The organism is Yersinia sp. 22-579 (assembly GCF_030433455.1).
Lineage (GTDB): Bacteria > Pseudomonadota > Gammaproteobacteria > Enterobacterales > Enterobacteriaceae > Yersinia > Yersinia enterocolitica.
Map to the genome: position 1 here is coordinate 62,575 of NZ_JAUJTZ010000008.1, position 18,828 is coordinate 81,402.

The window sequence follows — 18,828 nt, forward strand, 5'->3', positions numbered from 1 at the left end:
AAGCCAATCTCAAATTACATGTTTGCCTAATGACAAAGTTGCTAGCAGACGGGGCCTCTGTCACAGTGACCGGCTGACCTCGGAGGGATTCATGGTATTGCAATCAACACGCTGGCTGTCGCTCAGCTATTTCACCTATTTCTTTTCTTATGGCATTTTCCTGCCTTTCTGGGGCATCTGGTTGCAAGGGGAAGGGATACCGCCTGAAACTATTGGTATTTTGCTTGGTGCTGGATTAATTTCCCGCTTTCTCGGCAGCTTGATTATTGCTCCCAGTGTTAAAGATCCCTCTTATCTGGTCACTGCCATCCGAATTCTGGCACTCCTGACATTAGCCTTTGCGGTTGGCTTTTGGTTTGGTCATGGTTGGGCCTGGTTGATGGTGATTATTGCCGGTTTTAACCTATTTTTTGGCCCATTAGTGCCACTTACCGATGCGCTGGCGGCGACCTGGCAAAAACAGATAACCATGGATTACGGCAAGGTTCGGCTATGGGGGTCGCTGGCTTTTGTTATTGGTTCTGCATTGACCGGCAAGTTAGTTTCGGTCTGGGGTCACCCGGCGATTCTTTACAGTTTGCTGTTCGGCGTTTCAGCTATGTTACTGGGAGCATTGCTGAAACCCAGCGTGATGCCTCAGGGAGAAGTTAAGCACGCTAATGTAGCTGCCACCGACTGGAAAGTGTTGCTATCTGAGCCGCAGGTGTGGCGCTTTTTATTGTGTGTGACCTTATTACAAGGCGCACATGCCGGTTATTACAGTTTCAGTTCAATTTACTGGAAAGATGCGGGTTATTCCGCGGCGACAATTGGCTATTTATGGTCGCTGGGCGTGGTGGCCGAGATCCTGGTATTTGCATTCAGCAATGTCCTTTTCCGTCGCTGGACTGCCCGTAGCCTGCTACTGCTTTCGGCCGTGAGCGGCATTATTCGCTGGAGTTTGATGGCTTCTACGACAGAACTGCCGTGGTTGATCCTGATGCAAATCCTGCATTGCGGCTCATTTACTGTTTGCCATTTGGCCGCGATGCGCTTTATTGCCGCCCGGCGTGGGGCAGATGTGATTCGGTTGCAGTCCGTTTATTCTGCACTGGCGATGGGCGGGGGAATTGCGGTGATGACGGTTATTTCGGGGTTCCTGTTCGAACATTATCAGGGGGGGGTGTTCTGGGTAATGGCATTAATAGTGATCCCTGCGCTATTTATTCGCCCTCGGGTGGTGGCAAACCCGGAAGACCTCGCCCATTAGGGCAAATCCAACAGGCGGCGTAACTGCTTGTTTTGTTGTTCAGTTATGGGCAATAACACCTGAATCAGTGGGGGCGTTGATTCAGGTTGTCGCACAGCATAAGGCGTTAGCACCACCGCTGTACCGGAGGGGGCACCAGATTGGAGATACACATCATGGGGCAAGTACTTAATATGTAATGGTAAAAGCGTTAACTCACGAATTTGCTGCTCAACTTGTTGTTCTAATTCCGAATTATTACGTGTCAGTAGTAAAATCTGCTTTTCCTGTAATGCATTTTCTTGCATCAACCAGGCACCAAAACTAATGGCTATCAGCGCAACTTCGTCGGCAGAAAATTGAATCTGGTACTCTTGCTCGAATACGACCAATGCCTGCTGAGTGGTTCGTAACAGCCGGGGATATTGTCGGTTCACTTCTTCCAGTGATGAATTATCAATCCCGATATTGAAATAACAGCGTTCGATAGCAGGGGCGAGATGTGCAAAAAGCTGATTCATCAGCATCTCATTGCTGCCGAGTGTCATTCCGGAAAGCTGTTGAAAACGCATGACTAATTGGTTAGTGGCCGTGATCAGACGTGAATCTTCCGCTGATTGGGTACTGTGATAACGGTGTGCCTTAATCATGGTTAACATCAAGATAAGTACGTCGCGTTCGATTTTATCGAGCGGGTTGCCCAACAGTGGATTAAATGAATCAAATAGACTGTCAGCAGCCGCCAGTGCGGGCTTACGTGTCAACCATTGTTGCTGGGTGAGGGATAACTCTGGCGCAGCATGTTGCCGATTTTCCCAAGTACAATAGGCCAAATACAGTTGTAAGAACTGACGATCTTTTTCATTAAGTTGGCGGTTCAGAAAGGGTTCACACTGAGTGATAATTTGGGGTAAATTCTCTGAAATCAGTCGGTTATCCCATGAGAGTGCCTCATATAAACGGGGAGCGAAATAGTGCTCAACAAATTCAGGACAATAGCGTACACCCCGGCGTAGCCAGTGGATTAAGCACAGCCTTTTGTCCAGCCGATTGCCCTGAATCAAGCAGCTATCATCGGCATTAGCACTCAGTTGCAAATGGTAGAAACGCTGGATTTCATTAGCAACCTCGGCTATATCTTGCCGGGTAGTTGGCTGCTCAACGCCGTTGAATTGGCTGATAGTGTCCAAGTGTACTGTGCTTGCGGGCATAAATAGCATCAGTAACATGTGGCAGCGGCGTTGTTGACCGGATAGTGGTTGACTGGATAACTGGGGCACAGAAGAAGTGTCCAAGTGCATATAACCTTCCGTGATGGATGCGTTGTTATTCATCAGTCTTAAGCATAGCAAAAGAGATTCTATCCGGTTTACTGAGGTCAGGAGCTTTTACATCGACTTACAACTTACATCACAGTTATTGCTGAATTTCCAAGGATTGATCCATGCAGGCTATGTTATGTTATAACAAATTAAGTGCATTTAAGCGGCTGATAGCTCTACTGTTAGTGGGTAGCACTTGTATTTATAGCCAAATAGCGGAGGCGCATCCGCACAGTTTCATCGATATGGATGCCACTTTTGTCAGCGAAAAACAGACATTAGTGGGAATAAAAATGGTATGGACAATGGACGAAATCACCTCTGCGGACCTGCTATATGATGCAGAAAATGCCAAAAGTGATTCTGAAATTTGGAAGAAATTGGCAGCCGAAGTGATGGCTAATGTGTTGGGGCAGCACTATTTCACTGATATCTACCGTGATGGTAAGCCGGTGAAATATAAAAATTTACCGACAGAATATCATTTGTCTCGCAAAGGCCATCAGGCGGTTTTGGAATTCGTGTTACCTCTGGCTGAACCGCAACCCTTAGTCGGAAAGCCTTTTATTATCTCGACTTACGATCCGACCTACTTTGTGGATATGACTTATGCCGATAATAAGGCAGTCAGGCTGTCGACTGAAATGGCAAAAAGTTGCAAATTAACCTTATTCACACCAAACCCTAATGCTTCCTTACAGGCTTATGCGTTGTCTTTGGATAAAAGTGATTCACCGGGAGAAGATATGGAACTTGGCAAACAATTCGCCCAACGGATAACTGTGCAATGTCAGTAGGTCTCACTCCCGTTACGCGGCCAAGACATTGGCTAATCAATTTATGGCCGCTGCTACTTTTCTTAGTATTATTGGCCGGTGCCGCCCAACTTGCCTGGCTCTATTGGCCGGAACTGCTGTTCAAAACGGTAGTCTGGCAAAAAAGTATGCATCAGCAGATGGCCCAGTTACTGCAACAGGTCAAAGCCAATCCGCATCAAACTGGTCTGGCGTTGATGATGTTCAGCCTGATTTACGGCGTGCTTCATGCTGTTGGGCCGGGGCACGGTAAAGTGGTGATAGTGACTTATCTTGCAACCCATCCGGCACAACTCAAAAACAGTCTGAAACTGACTTTTGCTGCGTCGATATTGCAAGGTGGTGTCGCGATCATGCTGGTAACGGTGCTGCTGGGGGTGTTGCAACTCTCGTCGCGTTATTTGCATCAAAGCAGCTTCTGGTTGGAAAAAGGCAGTTTTCTGCTGGTTATCGCGCTCGGAATTTTGTTATGTTTTCGCGCAATAAAACGGCTTTACCATCAAGTAAAGCTATTGAAGCCGCAGAAAATCAGCATCCAGCGTATACAGCCGTTGAGTGCAGATCATGTTCACAGTGAGAGTTGCGGCTGCGGGCATCGACATATGCCGAGTTCTCAAGAGCTGCAAGCGGGCAATGACTGGCGCACCCGTTTAGCGATTATTTTGGCGATGGGCATGCGGCCTTGCTCCGGCGCAATTATGGTGCTGCTGTTTGCCAAAGTGATTGGGGTTTACTGGTGGGGCATTTTGTCGGCCATTGCTATGGCTATTGGCACATCATTGACCATCTCCTTGCTGGCGCTGTTTGTTCACTATGCGCGGCGTTTGGCAGTGCATTTAAGTCGTAAACGAGCACCTGCGGCCTGGGGATCAATAGCCTGGGCGACATTGGCCTTAACTGGCGGCCTCATTTTATTGTTTGCCGGAGTGCTACTTTATCTTTCCAGCCAGCCTGACTTTATCGGTGGAGTTAGGCCATTCGGGCGTTAATTCTCACAATAAAAAAGCCAGTCAGTGTTAGCCGACTGGCTTTTAATGTACATCCGTTAATTGTGTTTAATTAACGTTTTAAGGCATCACTCACTTCGGCCTGAACTATAGACTGAAGAATACCTTTTACAACGCGCGGGTTACCGGCCACGATATTGCCAGAGCTGAAGTGATTATGACCACCGGCAAAGTCAGTTACCACACCACCTGACTCACGAACTAACAGCTCGCCGCCAGCAAAATCCCACGGCTTCAGGCCAATTTCAAAGAAACCGTCAACACGGCCGGCGGCAACATAGGCCAAATCCAGTGCCGCGGAACCGGTGCGGCGAAAATCTGCGCACTGTTCAAACAGTTTGCCAACAATACGGATATACGCCGGAGCATGTTGTTTAACTTTGAATGGGAAGCCAGTTGCCAGAATGGTGCCGTCTAAATCTTTGGCATTGGTGCCACGCAGGCGATAACCATTTAATTGAGCGCCTTGACCACGAGTAGCTGTAAACAGTTCGTTACGCATTGGGTCATAAACTACGGCAACTTCGGTACGGCCTTTGATGCGTACGGCGATAGAAACAGCGAAATGAGGAAGACGTTTAATGAAGTTGGTGGTGCCATCCAGTGGATCAATAACCCATTGTACATCATAATCTTCGCCGACCAACTCACCGCATTCTTCACCAATAATGGTGTGTTTTGGGTAAGATTTACGGATAACGTCAACAATCATAGACTCGGCATCGCGGTCAACGTTGGTAACAAAATCGTTACTGCCTTTTTGGCTCGCTTCGACGGAGTCAGGCGTTTCATAATGTTTGGCAATCAGGTTACCGGCCTTACGCGCAGCGCGTATGGCGATAGTCAGCATTGGATGCATGGGTATCTTCCACTAGGATGTTAAAGAACGAGAAACGGCGCGTAGTATAGCAGGGGTTCGGATAAATTCCTATGTCTGTGTTAAGATATGCCGATTCCCCGTTACCCTCAGAGTTTGTATGTTACACAATATTCGTATCGTTTTGGTTGAAACCTCACACACTGGCAATATGGGTTCGACAGCCAGGGCCATGAAAACAATGGGATTAACCAATTTGTATCTGGTCAATCCTTTGGTCAAACCGGATTCTCAGGCAATTGCATTGTCTGCTGGTGCCAGTGATGTGATTGGCAACGCCACCATCGTGGATACCCTGGATGAAGCGCTGGCGGGATGCAGTTTGGTAGTCGGAACTAGCGCCCGTTCGCGTACTTTGCCTTGGCCAATGCTAGAGCCGCGTGAATGTGGCGTGCGCAGCGCACGTGAAGCTGAACATGCGCCGGTAGCACTGGTGTTTGGTCGTGAGCGGGTCGGCTTGACGAATGATGAGCTACAAAAGTGCCATTATCATGTGGCAATCCCAGCCAACCCGGAATACAGTTCTCTGAATCTGGCCATGGCGGTGCAAATTTTAGCCTATGAAGTGCGAGTGGCTTTTCTTGATAGACAGCAAGCGGCTGCCCCAATAGTAGAAGAAGAGGAAGCCCCTTATCCATTAGTGGATGATCTAGAGCGTTTCTATCTGCATCTGGAACAGGTTTTGTCTCATACGGGCTTTATTCGCCAAGCCCATCCGGGGCAGATTATGAGCAAGTTGCGCCGCCTTTTTACCCGTGCGCGTCCGGAAGCTCAAGAGCTGAATATTCTGCGTGGAATGCTGACATCCATTGAGAAACAAGATAAATACCCACAACGTGGTGCTGATGTCAGCGAGCATAACAACAAAAATTAATGCCTTATATCAATTGGTTATTATAGAAACTGGTCCATATTATTGAAAATGTAATTGTTAAATAATACTTGAGCGATTTACTAGGTTAAATAGTTGACTGAAACACTCGGGTATGTCAAAGTTCTGGCTTGTTCTCACCAACAGGTAATTTTAGCTATGAGACTGACATCCAAAGGCCGTTATGCCGTGACCGCTATGCTTGATGTAGCATTACATTCCCATGACGGGCCAGTTCCTCTGGCCGATATTTCTGAACGTCAGGGGATTTCATTATCCTACTTGGAACAGCTTTTTTCACGGTTACGCAAAAATGGCTTAGTAGCCAGCGTTCGTGGTCCAGGTGGCGGTTACCTGCTGGGTAAAGATGCATCAGCAATCGCGGTCGGTGCGGTTATCACTGCCGTTGATGAATCTGTCGATGCTACCCGTTGCCAGGGTAAAGAAGGTTGTCAGGGTGGCGATCGTTGCCTGACTCATACTTTGTGGCGTGATTTGAGCGAGCGCATTAGCAGCTTCCTCAACAACATCACATTGGCGGAACTGGTTAATAACCAAGATATTCTTGAGGTTGCGGATCGTCAAAATAACGATACGCGCCGTACGGCCAATGGCCGACCGCAAGAGACGATTAACGTCAATCTGCGCGCATAAGCAGAGTCTGCGGAATTTTACGTTTTGGAAGTGATGTACGGAGCATAAGAGCAATGACCGAATCAAAAATAAAGACACCGATCTATCTGGATTATGCAGCAACGACCCCGGTAGACCCTCGTGTCGCTGAAAAAATGATGCAGTACCTGACTCTGGACGGTATTTTTGGTAACCCCGCCTCTCGTTCTCATAAGTTTGGCTGGCAAGCAGAAGAAGCTGTTGATATTGCACGTAATGATATTGCTGCATTGGTAGGTGCCGACCCTCGCGAGATAGTCTTCACCTCCGGTGCAACGGAGTCCGATAACCTTGCGATTAAAGGTGCTGCTAACTTCTACCAGAAGAAAGGCAAGCACATCATCACCTGTAAGACCGAACATAAAGCCGTGTTGGATACTTGTCGCCAGTTGGAGCGTGAAGGCTTCGAAGTGACTTATCTGGCACCGCAGTCTAACGGTATTATCGACCTGAAACAGCTTGAAGCCGCCATGCGTGAAGACACCATTCTGGTTTCTATCATGCACGTGAACAATGAAATCGGTGTGGTGCAGGATATCGCGGCCATTGGCGAAATGTGCCGTAGTCGCGGGATCATTTTCCATGTTGATGCGACACAAAGCGTCGGTAAATTACCTATTGATTTGAGCAAACTGAAAGTCGATTTGATGTCTTTCTCTGCACATAAAGTTTATGGCCCGATGGGCATTGGTGCACTGTTTGTTCGTCGTAAACCCCGTATTCGCATTGAAGCACAGCAGCACGGTGGTGGTCATGAGCGCGGTATGCGTTCAGGGACTTTACCGGTTCATCAGATAGCGGGCATGGGTGAAGCTTACCGCATCGCCAAAGAAGAGATGGAAAGCGAAGCAGCGCGTCTGCGTTCGCTGCGCCTGCGGTTGTGGAATGGCCTCAAAGATATTGAAGAAGTTTACCTGAATGGCGATTTAGAGAATGGCGCACCTGGCATTCTGAACATCAGTTTCAACTATGTTGAAGGTGAGTCGCTCATCATGGCACTGAAAGATTTGGCTGTTTCATCGGGTTCAGCCTGTACTTCCGCGAGTCTGGAACCTTCTTATGTGTTGCGTGCGTTGGGGATGAACGACGAACTGGCCCACAGTTCAATTCGTTTCTCTCTGGGGCGTTTCACCACTGAAGAAGAGATCGACTACGCCATTGCGCTGGTACGCAAATCCATTGGGCGTCTGCGTGACTTGTCTCCGTTGTGGGATATGTTCAAGCAGGGCGTGGATATCAGCAGCATTGAATGGTCTCACCATTAATTCCAGACTTTAAGACTCAGGAGTAATCACATGGCTTACAGCGAAAAAGTAATCGATCACTACGAAAACCCACGTAACGTCGGGTCATTCGACAACGCAGATCCTACCATTGGTAGCGGCATGGTTGGCGCACCCGCTTGTGGTGATGTCATGAAGTTGCAGATTAAAGTTAACGACGCTGGCATCATTGAAGATGCGCGTTTCAAAACTTATGGCTGCGGCTCTGCTATTGCTTCCAGCTCTCTGGTAACTGAATGGATGAAAGGTAAGTCTCTCGAGCAGGCTGAAGCGATCAAGAATACTCAGATCGCAGAAGAGCTGGAGTTACCGCCAGTCAAAATTCACTGCTCAATTTTGGCTGAAGATGCCATTAAAGCAGCTATCGCCGACTACAAAAGCAAACATACTGCCAAGTAGTTGTAACATAGGTTCTTTAGAGTTGAGGTTGTTGTATGTCGATATCAATCAGCGACAGTGCTGCACAACGGGTCAGCGCCTTTTTAAATCACCGTGGTAAGGGCTTAGGTCTGCGCTTAGGCGTGCGGACGTCGGGCTGCTCCGGTATGGCATATGTCCTGGAATTTGTTGATGAAATGAACGATGACGATATCGTTTTTGAAGACAAAGGCGTGAAAGTGATCATCGACGGCAAAAGCATGGTCTATCTTGACGGCACCGAGCTGGATTTCGTCAAAGAAGGTCTGAACGAAGGCTTTAAATTCAACAATCCGAATGTCTCTAATGAGTGCGGATGTGGTGAAAGCTTTAACGTCTGACCCCTGTTTTTGTTCCTGCCTCAGGAACTTGATGCCTATATACCCAAAGTCATTGGAGTTGCAGGTAGATAGCCAGCACAAATCCTGATGAGCTTATTTAAGTAGGTCAACTACAAATAAGTTATTCGGGTGAGTGAGCGCAGCTAACGGCCATGCAATTTCAAGGACTAAGGGGATAACCCCAGAGCATGCTATGGATTACTTCACATTATTTGGGCTGCCGGCTCGGTACCTGATTGACGGCAACCAACTCACGACCCGCTATCAAGAATTGCAACGCCAATTCCACCCTGACCGTTTTGCAAATCAGCCTGAACGCGAGCGTCTGGCCTCATTGCAACAAGCCGCGACCATTAATGATGCCTACCAAACCCTCAAGCACCCGTTAAAACGGGCTGAGTATATGCTATCTTTGCAGGGTTTTGATTTAGGCAACGAACAGCATACTATGCGCGATACCGCGTTTCTGATGGAGCAATTGGAGTTGCGGGAAGAGCTTGATGCTATCGAACGCAACCCAGATGCTGAGACGGAACTCGCTGCATTCAGCCACCGTTTGGCACTGATGACGAAAACACGCAGCCAGTTGATGGTCGAGCAATTGGGTAGGCAACAGTGGGAACAAGCCGCTGATACGGTTCGAAAATTACGTTTTCTGGATAAATTACAGCAACAGGTTGAACAGCTCGAAGAGCGGCTGTTTGATGACTTCGTTTGATTTAAATATCGCATGCAATTAATTAAAAACAAATAAAATCAAAGTATTAATGAAGTTTTAATCACTGCAATGTCTGAATAGTTATTATTAGAGCAATATCGCCGGATAGATTTTGCTCTTTAGACTCATGATTGATGGAAGCTCAACATGGCCTTATTACAAATTAGTGAGCCTGGTTTAACTGCGGCACCACACCAACGTCGGTTGGCCGCAGGGATAGATTTAGGCACCACAAATTCATTGGTAGCCACTGTGCGCAGCGGTAAAGCGCAAACTCTGGCAGATGAACAGCTGCGGGACCTTTTGCCGTCGGTGGTTCACTATCAACAAAATAACATTGATGTCGGCTGGAATGCGCGCGATTTAGCTGCATTGGATCCAGTCAATACTATTAGTTCAGTCAAACGTATGATGGGCCGTTCTTTGGCCGATATCGTGCAGCGCTACCCTAATCTACCTTACCAGTTTCAGCCAAGTGAAAATGGCCTGCCGATGATCCAGACTGCCAGCGGGTTAGTTAACCCGGTGCAAGTGTCTGCGGATATCCTAAAAGCATTGGCACAGCGGGCGCGAGCTGCATTGGAAGGTGAACTTGACGGTGTAGTGATTACCGTTCCGGCTTACTTTGATGATGCTCAGCGTCAGGGAACCAAAGATGCTGCCCGCTTAGCGGGGTTGCATGTGTTGCGTTTGCTTAATGAGCCGACCGCAGCGGCTATCGCCTATGGTCTGGATTCAGGCCAGGAAGGGGTGATTGCTGTTTACGACTTAGGCGGCGGAACATTTGATATATCTATCTTGCGCTTAAGCCGTGGCGTGTTTGAAGTGTTGGCAACTGGCGGTGATTCTGCGCTGGGTGGGGATGACTTCGACCACTTATTAGCTGATTGGCTGCGCGAGCAAGCCGGTATTGATTCCCGTGATGATCATGGTGTCCAGCGGCAATTACTTGATGCGGCGATCGCAGCCAAAATTACCTTGAGTGATGCCGAGGTTGCTGATGTCTCGGTCGCTGGTTGGCAAGGGCAAATCACCCGTGAGCAATTTGAATCGCTGATCGCTTCATTAGTTAAGCGCACATTAATGGCTTGTCGTCGTGCGTTAAAAGATGCTGGCGTGACGGCTGACGAAGTGTTGGAAGTGGTGATGGTAGGCGGTTCGACCCGTGTGCCTTTGGTGCGTGAGCAGGTGGGGCAATTCTTTGGTCGCACGCCACTGACCTCGATTGATCCCGATAAAGTGGTCGCTATTGGCGCGGCGATCCAAGCAGACATTCTGGTGGGGAATAAACCTGACAGTGATATGTTGCTGCTGGATGTTATCCCGCTGTCATTAGGGCTGGAAACCATGGGCGGTTTAGTGGAAAAAGTGATTCCACGCAATACCACCATTCCGGTCGCCCGCGCGCAAGAGTTCACCACCTTTAAAGATGGTCAGAGTGCGATGACTATCCACGTGCTACAAGGTGAACGCGAGTTGGTACAGGATTGTCGTTCTCTGGCCCGCTTTGCTTTACGTGGTTTGCCGCCGCTGCCAGCGGGAGGGGCACATATTCGTGTGACTTTCCAGGTTGATGCGGATGGGTTATTGAGTGTCACGGCGATGGAGAAATCCACCGGCGTGGAGGCATCGATTCAGGTGAAGCCTTCCTATGGGCTATCCGATGATGAAATTGCCAATATGATTAAAGATTCAATGGCGAATGCGCAAAGTGATATCGGCGCGCGTAAGCTGGCGGAACAACAAGTCGAAGCTTCTCGTGTGCTGGAAAGTTTACAAGGCGCATTGGCAGAAGATGCAGCATTACTCAGTGAGCAAGAAAGTACTGCTATCGCTCAGGCGATGGCGGCATTACAGCAGCAGATGCAGGGCACTGACCCACACGCAATCGAAGCTGCGATAAAAGCGTTAGATGCACAAACGCAAGATTTTGCCGCGCGCCGAATGGATGCTTCTATTCGCCGTGCTTTGGCTGGCCATTCAGTGGATGAGGTTTAATCATGCCCAAAATAGTATTTCTGCCCCATAAAGACCTTTGCCCGGATGGTGCAGTACTGGAAGCAACTCAAGGTGAAACCATATTAGATGTCGCCTTGCGTAATGGAATCGACATCGAGCATGCCTGTGAGAAATCCTGTGCCTGTACCACTTGCCACTGTGTGGTGCGGGAAGGTTTTGATTCTCTGCCAGAAAGCAGTGAACTGGAAGATGACATGCTGGATAAAGCCTGGGGGCTGGAGCCAGAAAGTCGTCTGAGTTGTCAGGCCCGAGTGACGGATGAAGATCTGGTGGTTGAGATCCCGCGTTATACCATTAACCATGCGCGGGAGCATTAATTATACTCGTCATACTTCAAGCTGCATGTGCGTTGGCTACGTTCAATCACCCGAATCACTTACAACAGTAAGCTCATCGGGACTCATTCACTTGCCGCCTTCCTGCAACTCGAATTATTTAGAGTATATACACGAGGACATGATATGAGCTTAACCTGGCAAGATACCCGCGAAATTGGCGAAGTGCTGTATGATCAGTTTCCGGATACTGATCCGAAAACAGTGCGTTTCACTGATATGCACCAATGGATCTGCGACTTAGAAGATTTCGATGATGATCCGCAGGGATCAAATGAAAAAGTGCTGGAAGCGATCCTTCTGGTCTGGTTAGATGAGTTTGAATAAATACCTGAGGGTCGCACGAGCGGCCCTTTTTTCTATTGTTACTTTATAGCTGGCTGTTACTGTATAGCAGACAGTATTTTTCGAGTAGAACGTTTTGATCCGCCGTGGCTAACACAGGGCCACGTATAACTAGCTGAATAACAGCAAAAAATAATAATGAAGAGGTTGTCATGACAGAAACAATGCAAGTATCCCTATCAAATAACCCAGCTGACGCCCGTTGGGGTGAGAAAGCGTTACTCAGCACCGATGCTGAGGGGATAACGATTCATCTGACCGGTAATGGCAAATTAGGTGCGATTCAACGTGCCGCCCGTAAAATCGACGGGCAGGGCATCAAACGCGTAAAATTGGCCGGGGACGGCTGGGGTTTGGAACAAAGCTGGGCATTCTGGCAGGGGTTCCGTGGGCCAAAAGGCCAGCGCAGCGTGGAGTGGGCAGAACTGCCAGAGAACGAAAAAACCGAGCTGGAACAGCGGCTGAAAATTATTGACTGGGTGCGCGATACTATTAATGCACCAGCAGAAGATTTGGGGCCAGAGCAACTGGCTAAAAACGCGATCGATTTACTGTGTTCAGTATCATGCGATGCTGTTAGTTACCGTATTACCAAAGGCGAAGATCTGCGTGAGCAGGGTTATGCCGGGATTTACACTGTCGGTCGTGGTTCTGATCGCGCGCCGGTGTTGTTGGCGTTGGACTATAACCCAACCGGCAATCCCGATGCGCCAGTGATGGCGTGCCTGGTCGGTAAAGGTATTACTTTTGATTCAGGCGGTTACAGTCTGAAACAGAGCGCCTTTATGGATTCGATGAAATCCGACATGGGTGGTGCTGCGACAGTTACCGGTGCATTGGCACTGGCTGCGGCTCGTGGTTTGAAAGAGCGCGTGAAACTGTATTTGTGTTGCGCAGATAATATGGTGAGCGGTAATGCCTTTAAGCTGGGTGATATCATTCGCTATCGTAATGGCAAGACTGTTGAAATTATGAATACCGATGCCGAAGGGCGCTTGGTATTAGCCGATGGCCTGATTGATGCGTCGGAACAGGATGCACCGCTGATTATTGATGCGGCTACCTTAACCGGCGCAGCGAAAACTGCCTTGGGTAATGATTACCATGCTCTGTTTAGCTTTGATGATCAACTGGCGCAAGAGTTGTTAAACAGTGCCAAAAGTGAGCACGAACCTTTCTGGCGTTTGCCGCTGGCAGAATTCCATCGCAGCCAGTTACCGTCTAATTTTGCTGAATTGAATAATGTCGCGGGGGCAGCCTACAGTGCCGGTGCCAGCACCGCTGCTGCGTTCTTGTCACATTTCGTGAAAGAGTATCAGCAAGGCTGGTTGCACATTGACTGCTCTGCCACTTACCGTAAAGGCGCGGTTGAGCAATGGTCGGCCGGTGCCACAGGGCTGGGTGTTCGTACCATTGCTAACCTATTGTTGGCGAAAGCAAAACAGTAAGTTTGGTGAAGCAGGGGCTAGCATACCTACGGGCACTCCGGCGGCTCACGCCGCTACGACCCAAACGGCATGCTTCCCCTTCGTCAAGCTTTGTAAGTTATCAATGGGGGCGCATTTGCGTCCCTTGGTTTGATCTGTTTGATGTACTTCTGGAGTAGAGCATGAGTGTGCCGCAGTCCCCTGATGATAAGCACGATCATCACCATCACGATGAAGACCAAAGCCTGGAGTCCTTGCTAAAACTGGCGGCGACGGAGTCTATTTATCGCACCGCCTTTTTCCGTGCATTGCTAGATGCGACAGTTTTAGTGCTGGTGGACGATTCAGAGCAGCGCGGTGAAGACGGTGAAATGACATTTACTGCGGGCAATGGGGTGAATATTCTGCATTGGGAAAAGCAGGATGGTGAATCGGTTATTCCATTCTTTACCTCGGTCGAGGTGTTACAGCAGGCGCTGGATATTGCCGAAGATCAATCGATTGACAGTGAGAGTCTGTCTATTAATACCCCAAAACAGCCTTTTATCGCGATGCCAGTGCGGGTGTTATTTGAAATGACACAGGGTGCGCATCTGTTTTTGAATCCTAAATCAGAGCACGGTAAAGAGTTTTGGCCGCAAGAAGTGGCAATGTTATTGGAAAACGGCGGTTTAGCTCAACCGGCGGAAATGGTAGTGGATAAAGAGAGTCAAATTCTGCTGGGCCAACCGGAAGAGTACCCGTCGGCAATGGTTGATGCTTTGATTCAATTGTTCAGCCAACGTAAACCGGTACGGCGTGCATTTCTGGCGCTGATGCATGATAAGAGTGTGGATGAGAAACCTAATTTATTGTTTGGGCTGGAAGTCGATGGCTCCATTGATGAGATTGACCAACTGATTCAAGAGGCCGGTAATGTGGCCAGTGACCATGCGCCTGATGATGGCCCGGTCGATTTTTGTGTGGTGAATGAGAACGAGCGGGGAGTCAGTCACTATCTGATGACGCATACCCAGGCATTTTACCAGCGCAGATGGGGCAGCTGGCTGAGAAATGCGATTCCTTCAAGCAGTCATTAATACAAGCAGTCATTAATAAATAATAATAAGGGGAGCCAATTGGCTCCCCTTATGTCACACAGAACTATCATTGCTACATGAAGAACTTATGCTGTTTTAGAAGGTGTAAGCAACGCCCATATTGATGGTCATTGGGGTTGCAATGTTCTTACCTTTAGAAACCTTAACTTCAGAACCGACAGACAGGTTAGAGGTCAGGTTGACATTGACACCCACACCGGCATTTGCACGAGTCCCTTTCAGGCTGTTATCAAACATTTCGTTGTTAATCACTACATCATTTTTCGCCATCAGATCGTGATCGACGGAGAAGATAGCGTAAGGTTTAATTTCAGCACCGCTGTTCAATACAAAACGATAACCGGTATTCATACCAATAGTGCCGGTGGTAGTACGAGCGCCTTGGCTCTGTGCTTCCATACCGTTAGACAGTTGGTACTGACTTTTGCCGGAGGTGAAGCTGCTCATAGCAACAAATGGTGAAACATACAGCTCATCAATAGTGATATGTTTACCCGCTTTTACTGCCAGCCCCAGACCAGAGAAGTTAGCATTGCCACTGGCGTTGCTGCCTTTAGCCGTGACGTTGAGATTCTGTTTAAACTGGTTGGTTTTCATCACACCATTCAGGTAATAGCCGCTATTTGCCAGATATTGCGCGTAAGCACCCAATGAGTTACTTTCTACACTGCCGCTGCTTTGGTAGTCGGACTTAATATTTGAGCTACTGTGGCTGGCAAAGGCACCGATACTAAATACCGCCTCGCCCAGTTCCATTGCTTTATCGCCACCCAAGGTCATGCCGTTCAACTTCTGTTTGAAGTTAGTTGCCGTGCCTTTCACATCATAGTTGTCGTTCAGGTAAGTGAGCCACACGCCACTTTCGTTAGCTGATGCACTTTGCTTATCCAAACGATTCTGAATTGAACTTAATTCAGCGTTAAAGATCGTCGGTGTGGTATTGGCTACGGCCAGAATACCTGCCGCACCCGGGGTCAATGCCGTTTTATCGGCTACCAGTTTGAAGCCGCCTTTGCCATCACTGACCAGGTTGTGCTTGTAGTTACCCAAATTGACCGGGCCATTGGAGAGCGCAAAGCGTGCATTATTAGTGCCTTTCACATCAACGATACTTAAGTTGGCTGGAGCTACACCGCTGGCATCAATCTGAACGTTGAAAGCACCAGCAGCATCACCCGTCACATTCAGTGGTGCCGTGGTATGACTATGCAGGGCTGAACCCAAGTTAAAGCTACCGTTACCTGCCAATGCGTTCATGGTCAGTTGCGCTTTCGTTTGGCTCATATCGATAGAACCGCCCGCCAGCGTGACATCTTTAAAGGCGAATTTAGCCGGTTTGCCATTCATGGCGCTAAAGGCCGCACGGGAAGTTGGGTGTAGCCTGACATAAGGTGCATCTTCGGCTACAAATACCATGTTACCTGCTAAGTTCAGGTCTGCATGCTGGGTTACTGCACCGTCATGGACGCTCAGGAAACTGCCTTTGTTGGCATTAATAGTCCCTTCGACTGCGGCAGTTTGGGTGAAAATGGTGGTACCGCCATTTAACTCCGCGTCTTTCAGCGAACTGGCGATCAGCGCATAACCGTCTTCAACCAAAATCTTATTGGCTTGCATGCGCGACTTAAGATTAAAAATACCGCCATTTACCGTGGTGTTGTCAGCTTTGGCATTGCCACTAACGATGAATTCTGCGCCGTTATTAACCGTGGTATGCTGAGCGTTTGCGCTACCAGCAAGCTTGAAATGACTGTTATTCAGCTCGGTATGTTCGGCTGTGGCACCATCGTTAACAATGAACTTGCCGCCATTAACCGTTGTTCTTATTGCCGCAGTATCAGTTTTAAGAGTGAAAACACCGCCATTCAATGTGGTATCCATGGCAATGGTTTTATTTTGCAGGGTTAAGCTCCCCCCCTTGATGATAGCTTTAGAGATAATAGCGTTATCTTTGGCAGTAATATCACCTTCACTGACCAGATCACTGACAACAGAATACTCTGCTGCTGTAATCTGGCCGCCTTTGGCAACAATAGCCCCTTCTGATATGGCTCGTTCAGTGTCATTTTTCCCTGTAAGGGTCAACTGACCTTCTGCGCCAATGACGGTATTCATATCCGTACCACCGTTATTTTCCATAATGCCTTTGGTGATAACAGTGCTATTTGCCAATGCGCCAAGCGCCAGGTTTACCGTGCCATCTTCACTAATAATGCTGCCAATGATTTCGCCGCCTTTTTCCACATTTTGTGTGCCGCCCGATACTTGGGTATCAAGTGCAAAGGTTCCCGTAGCGACTTTTTGTTGCTCAGCGCTGGCAATTTTTTGCTCAAATGCAGGTATATCAACAGTGGTAGTCGTTACTGTCTCTAAATTAGATAATGCTGCTGTCGCATTGTTCATTTCTGTGGTGCTAGTAGCGAGTTTAGCCGCAGCGTCAGTTTTAATCTGCTTGGCAGCAGTAACCTTAAGCTCAATGTCATTAAAAGCAACATCGGCAGACTGATATTTATTGGTTGCGTCAACAACTAACTGTTCTTGTGCTGCTGCATCCTTGATGGCCTTTTGCGCGTCTTCAGCCTTGGTTCTTTTGGTCGTATCAGTGGCTTGGTTTTTAATCAAATCCTGAAGCTGTTGTTCGAGATCTGCTGTATTTTCATTCCAGGCTGGATTGACAGCTTTAATTGCCGTGCTTTTTTCAGTATCAAGCTGTTTTAAGTCATCTTCAGCTTGTTTTTTTTCTTGCTCAGCTTTTTCTACGACTGTTTTAAGAGTAGCGGATTGGTTACTCAGGTCGGCAGCATCAGCTTCTGCCCTGGTGTTTGCTTTGTTGGCTGCTTCCTCTGCCTGTTTAGCAACAGCCAGCTCGTCGAACTTAGTTTGTTTCTCGGTAAAATAAGCTGCCAGTTTTTCTTTTTGTTCCTGGCTAATCACACCTTGAGTCAGGTAATTTTGCACCTTAGTCAGGGTATTTTGGCTTGCTTGTTGCTGCTGTTTGACTGCGGTGACTTTTTGCTCAAGTTGTGGCGAAATAGCTGAGTTGTCGTTGGTTAATGATGCATTAAACAGTAAGTTGGCTTCTTCAGCGGTGAACTGACCCGGTGCTTTATTATTGAGCGAGGTTGTAAAGGCATCTTTTGCTGCTGCATTGAGTTTTTTTTTGTTGTCTTCGGTATCGTCTTTTGCATAAGCAACAACGGCTGCTAGCTGCTTGATTTGTTTTTCAAATACATTTTTAAATGAGTCTAATTCTTTTTGTGCTATTTTTTGTTGTGCAGGTGCTAATGCAGTAATGCTGGTTTCAATATCCTTAATCTGCTGCTGGTGATTCTGTTGCATTGTTTTAATTTGCGACTCAACCTCGGCAGTCATCTTTGATGTGATTGCTTGGCCTTCAGGGAAGAGGCTTTCCAGCAAGATATCTTCAGGGGCTTTGGTGTTAACCACGGTGTTAGTGGTTACTATGAAGCTGCCACCATTGGCTATACCAAGAGTTGCACCGGGTATAAACGTAGGTGTTGATGCAGCCATTGCCCCACCCGATACCAACGATGAGACCAAAATAGATAACGGCAATAAACGTGTATTTAATGTGTTGCGATAACCCATGGTTTTATACATTCCTATTTACAGATTAATTTAAAAGACGAAATATTCAAGAGAATTAATAACGACAAAATGTTGGGTGAAATATAACGATGCGATGCTGACATTCCTATTTATTAAAATATTAAATCTATTCTTTTATATTATTTTTATTTAATAAATTATTTGTGATATTGAGTTTGTTGTATAATACTTTGTTTTATAAGTGTTTTTTGTGTATTGATTTGTGGTGTTTTTGTCTGGAGTCGCGTTTTTATTTATTTTTAAAAAAAAGATTAAATGCAAAGAATTTGCAAATCTAACCTTGAACTTATCTAAGATAGGCTAGATATCAGGCGGTGAATCATCGGCTAAATAATATGAATGGGTTTTATCATAGAAAAAGAGAGAGAATCATGGCGATCCTCTCTCTGTAATTGGCGGGGTATACGAATATAAAAATAGA

General features: G+C 47.5%; 17 protein-coding genes. 14 read left to right on the plus strand and 3 right to left on the minus strand.

What is annotated here, in order from left to right; translation table 11 throughout:
• Nucleotides 1-91 precede the first annotated feature (91 nt).
• The gene (locus QSV56_RS11455) at nucleotides 92-1,249 is read left to right on the plus strand and encodes a 3-phenylpropionate MFS transporter (protein WP_019081836.1); all 1,158 of its coding nucleotides are present in this window, start codon (nucleotides 92-94) and stop codon (nucleotides 1,247-1,249) included.
• Here the strand turns inward: QSV56_RS11455 and csiE are convergent.
• Nucleotides 1,246-2,529: a stationary phase inducible protein CsiE gene (gene csiE / locus QSV56_RS11460; protein ID WP_019083721.1), complete on the minus strand. Its 1,284-nt coding sequence runs from the start codon at nucleotides 2,527-2,529 to the stop codon at nucleotides 1,246-1,248. The two genes, QSV56_RS11455 and csiE, sit on opposite strands and share 4 nt — an antisense overlap.
• Nucleotides 2,530-2,672: 143 nt before the next feature.
• On the opposite strand from csiE, the gene QSV56_RS11465 reads away from it, so the two are divergent.
• On the plus strand, nucleotides 2,673-3,347 hold the full coding sequence (locus tag QSV56_RS11465; protein ID WP_019083720.1) for a DUF1007 family protein: 675 nt from the start codon (nucleotides 2,673-2,675) through the stop codon (nucleotides 3,345-3,347).
• The gene (locus QSV56_RS11470; RefSeq protein ID WP_019081833.1) at nucleotides 3,338-4,354 is read left to right on the plus strand and encodes a nickel/cobalt transporter; all 1,017 of its coding nucleotides are present in this window, start codon (nucleotides 3,338-3,340) and stop codon (nucleotides 4,352-4,354) included. Before QSV56_RS11465 ends, QSV56_RS11470 begins: the two co-directional genes overlap by 10 nt.
• Before the next feature lie 70 nt (nucleotides 4,355-4,424).
• Here QSV56_RS11470 and suhB read toward each other — a convergent pair whose 3' ends face one another.
• On the minus strand, nucleotides 4,425-5,231 hold the full coding sequence (suhB, locus tag QSV56_RS11475) for an inositol-1-monophosphatase (RefSeq protein ID WP_005172639.1): 807 nt from the start codon (nucleotides 5,229-5,231) through the stop codon (nucleotides 4,425-4,427).
• A gap of 118 nt (nucleotides 5,232-5,349) precedes the next feature.
• Here suhB and trmJ point away from each other — a divergent pair, with 118 nt between their 5' ends.
• The 11 genes from trmJ (at nucleotide 5,350) to sseB (ending at nucleotide 14,756) form a co-directional block, all read left to right on the plus strand.
• Complete coding sequence (trmJ, locus tag QSV56_RS11480; protein WP_004393584.1) at nucleotides 5,350-6,123, plus strand: tRNA (cytosine(32)/uridine(32)-2'-O)-methyltransferase TrmJ; 774 nt, start codon at nucleotides 5,350-5,352, stop codon at nucleotides 6,121-6,123.
• A gap of 156 nt (nucleotides 6,124-6,279) precedes the next feature.
• Nucleotides 6,280-6,774 carry a Fe-S cluster assembly transcriptional regulator IscR gene (iscR, locus tag QSV56_RS11485; RefSeq protein ID WP_004393583.1) on the plus strand — a complete coding sequence of 165 codons (495 nt, stop codon included), beginning with the start codon at nucleotides 6,280-6,282 and terminating at the stop codon, nucleotides 6,772-6,774.
• Nucleotides 6,775-6,842: 68 nt separating this feature from the next.
• Nucleotides 6,843-8,057, plus strand: coding sequence for an IscS subfamily cysteine desulfurase (locus QSV56_RS11490; RefSeq protein WP_032821291.1), 1,215 nt, complete (start codon nucleotides 6,843-6,845; stop codon nucleotides 8,055-8,057).
• A gap of 30 nt (nucleotides 8,058-8,087) precedes the next feature.
• Complete coding sequence (gene iscU / locus QSV56_RS11495; protein WP_004393581.1) at nucleotides 8,088-8,474, plus strand: Fe-S cluster assembly scaffold IscU; 387 nt, start codon at nucleotides 8,088-8,090, stop codon at nucleotides 8,472-8,474.
• A 35-nt stretch (nucleotides 8,475-8,509) separates the two neighbouring features.
• The gene (iscA, locus tag QSV56_RS11500; protein ID WP_004393580.1) at nucleotides 8,510-8,833 is read left to right on the plus strand and encodes an iron-sulfur cluster assembly protein IscA; all 324 of its coding nucleotides are present in this window, start codon (nucleotides 8,510-8,512) and stop codon (nucleotides 8,831-8,833) included.
• Nucleotides 8,834-9,026: 193 nt separating this feature from the next.
• Nucleotides 9,027-9,551, plus strand: coding sequence for a co-chaperone HscB (hscB, locus tag QSV56_RS11505; protein ID WP_301212415.1), 525 nt, complete (start codon nucleotides 9,027-9,029; stop codon nucleotides 9,549-9,551).
• Nucleotides 9,552-9,698: 147 nt separating this feature from the next.
• Nucleotides 9,699-11,549 carry a Fe-S protein assembly chaperone HscA gene (hscA, locus tag QSV56_RS11510; protein WP_019081829.1) on the plus strand — a complete coding sequence of 617 codons (1,851 nt, stop codon included), beginning with the start codon at nucleotides 9,699-9,701 and terminating at the stop codon, nucleotides 11,547-11,549.
• A 2-nt stretch (nucleotides 11,550-11,551) separates the two neighbouring features.
• On the plus strand, nucleotides 11,552-11,887 hold the full coding sequence (gene fdx / locus QSV56_RS11515) for an ISC system 2Fe-2S type ferredoxin (protein ID WP_004713939.1): 336 nt from the start codon (nucleotides 11,552-11,554) through the stop codon (nucleotides 11,885-11,887).
• A gap of 144 nt (nucleotides 11,888-12,031) precedes the next feature.
• Complete coding sequence (gene iscX / locus QSV56_RS11520) at nucleotides 12,032-12,232, plus strand: Fe-S cluster assembly protein IscX (protein ID WP_301212418.1); 201 nt, start codon at nucleotides 12,032-12,034, stop codon at nucleotides 12,230-12,232.
• 170 nt (nucleotides 12,233-12,402) lie between these two features.
• On the plus strand, nucleotides 12,403-13,698 hold the full coding sequence (pepB, locus tag QSV56_RS11525) for an aminopeptidase PepB (protein WP_172666721.1): 1,296 nt from the start codon (nucleotides 12,403-12,405) through the stop codon (nucleotides 13,696-13,698).
• 161 nt (nucleotides 13,699-13,859) lie between these two features.
• Entirely contained in the window at nucleotides 13,860-14,756 is an 897-nt protein-coding gene (sseB, locus tag QSV56_RS11530) for an enhanced serine sensitivity protein SseB (RefSeq protein ID WP_301212420.1), read from the plus strand.
• 96 nt (nucleotides 14,757-14,852) lie between these two features.
• On the opposite strand, the gene QSV56_RS11535 is transcribed toward sseB, so the two are convergent.
• Entirely contained in the window at nucleotides 14,853-18,386 is a 3,534-nt protein-coding gene (locus tag QSV56_RS11535; protein ID WP_301212422.1) for an autotransporter outer membrane beta-barrel domain-containing protein, read from the minus strand.
• Nucleotides 18,387-18,828 lie beyond the last annotated feature (442 nt).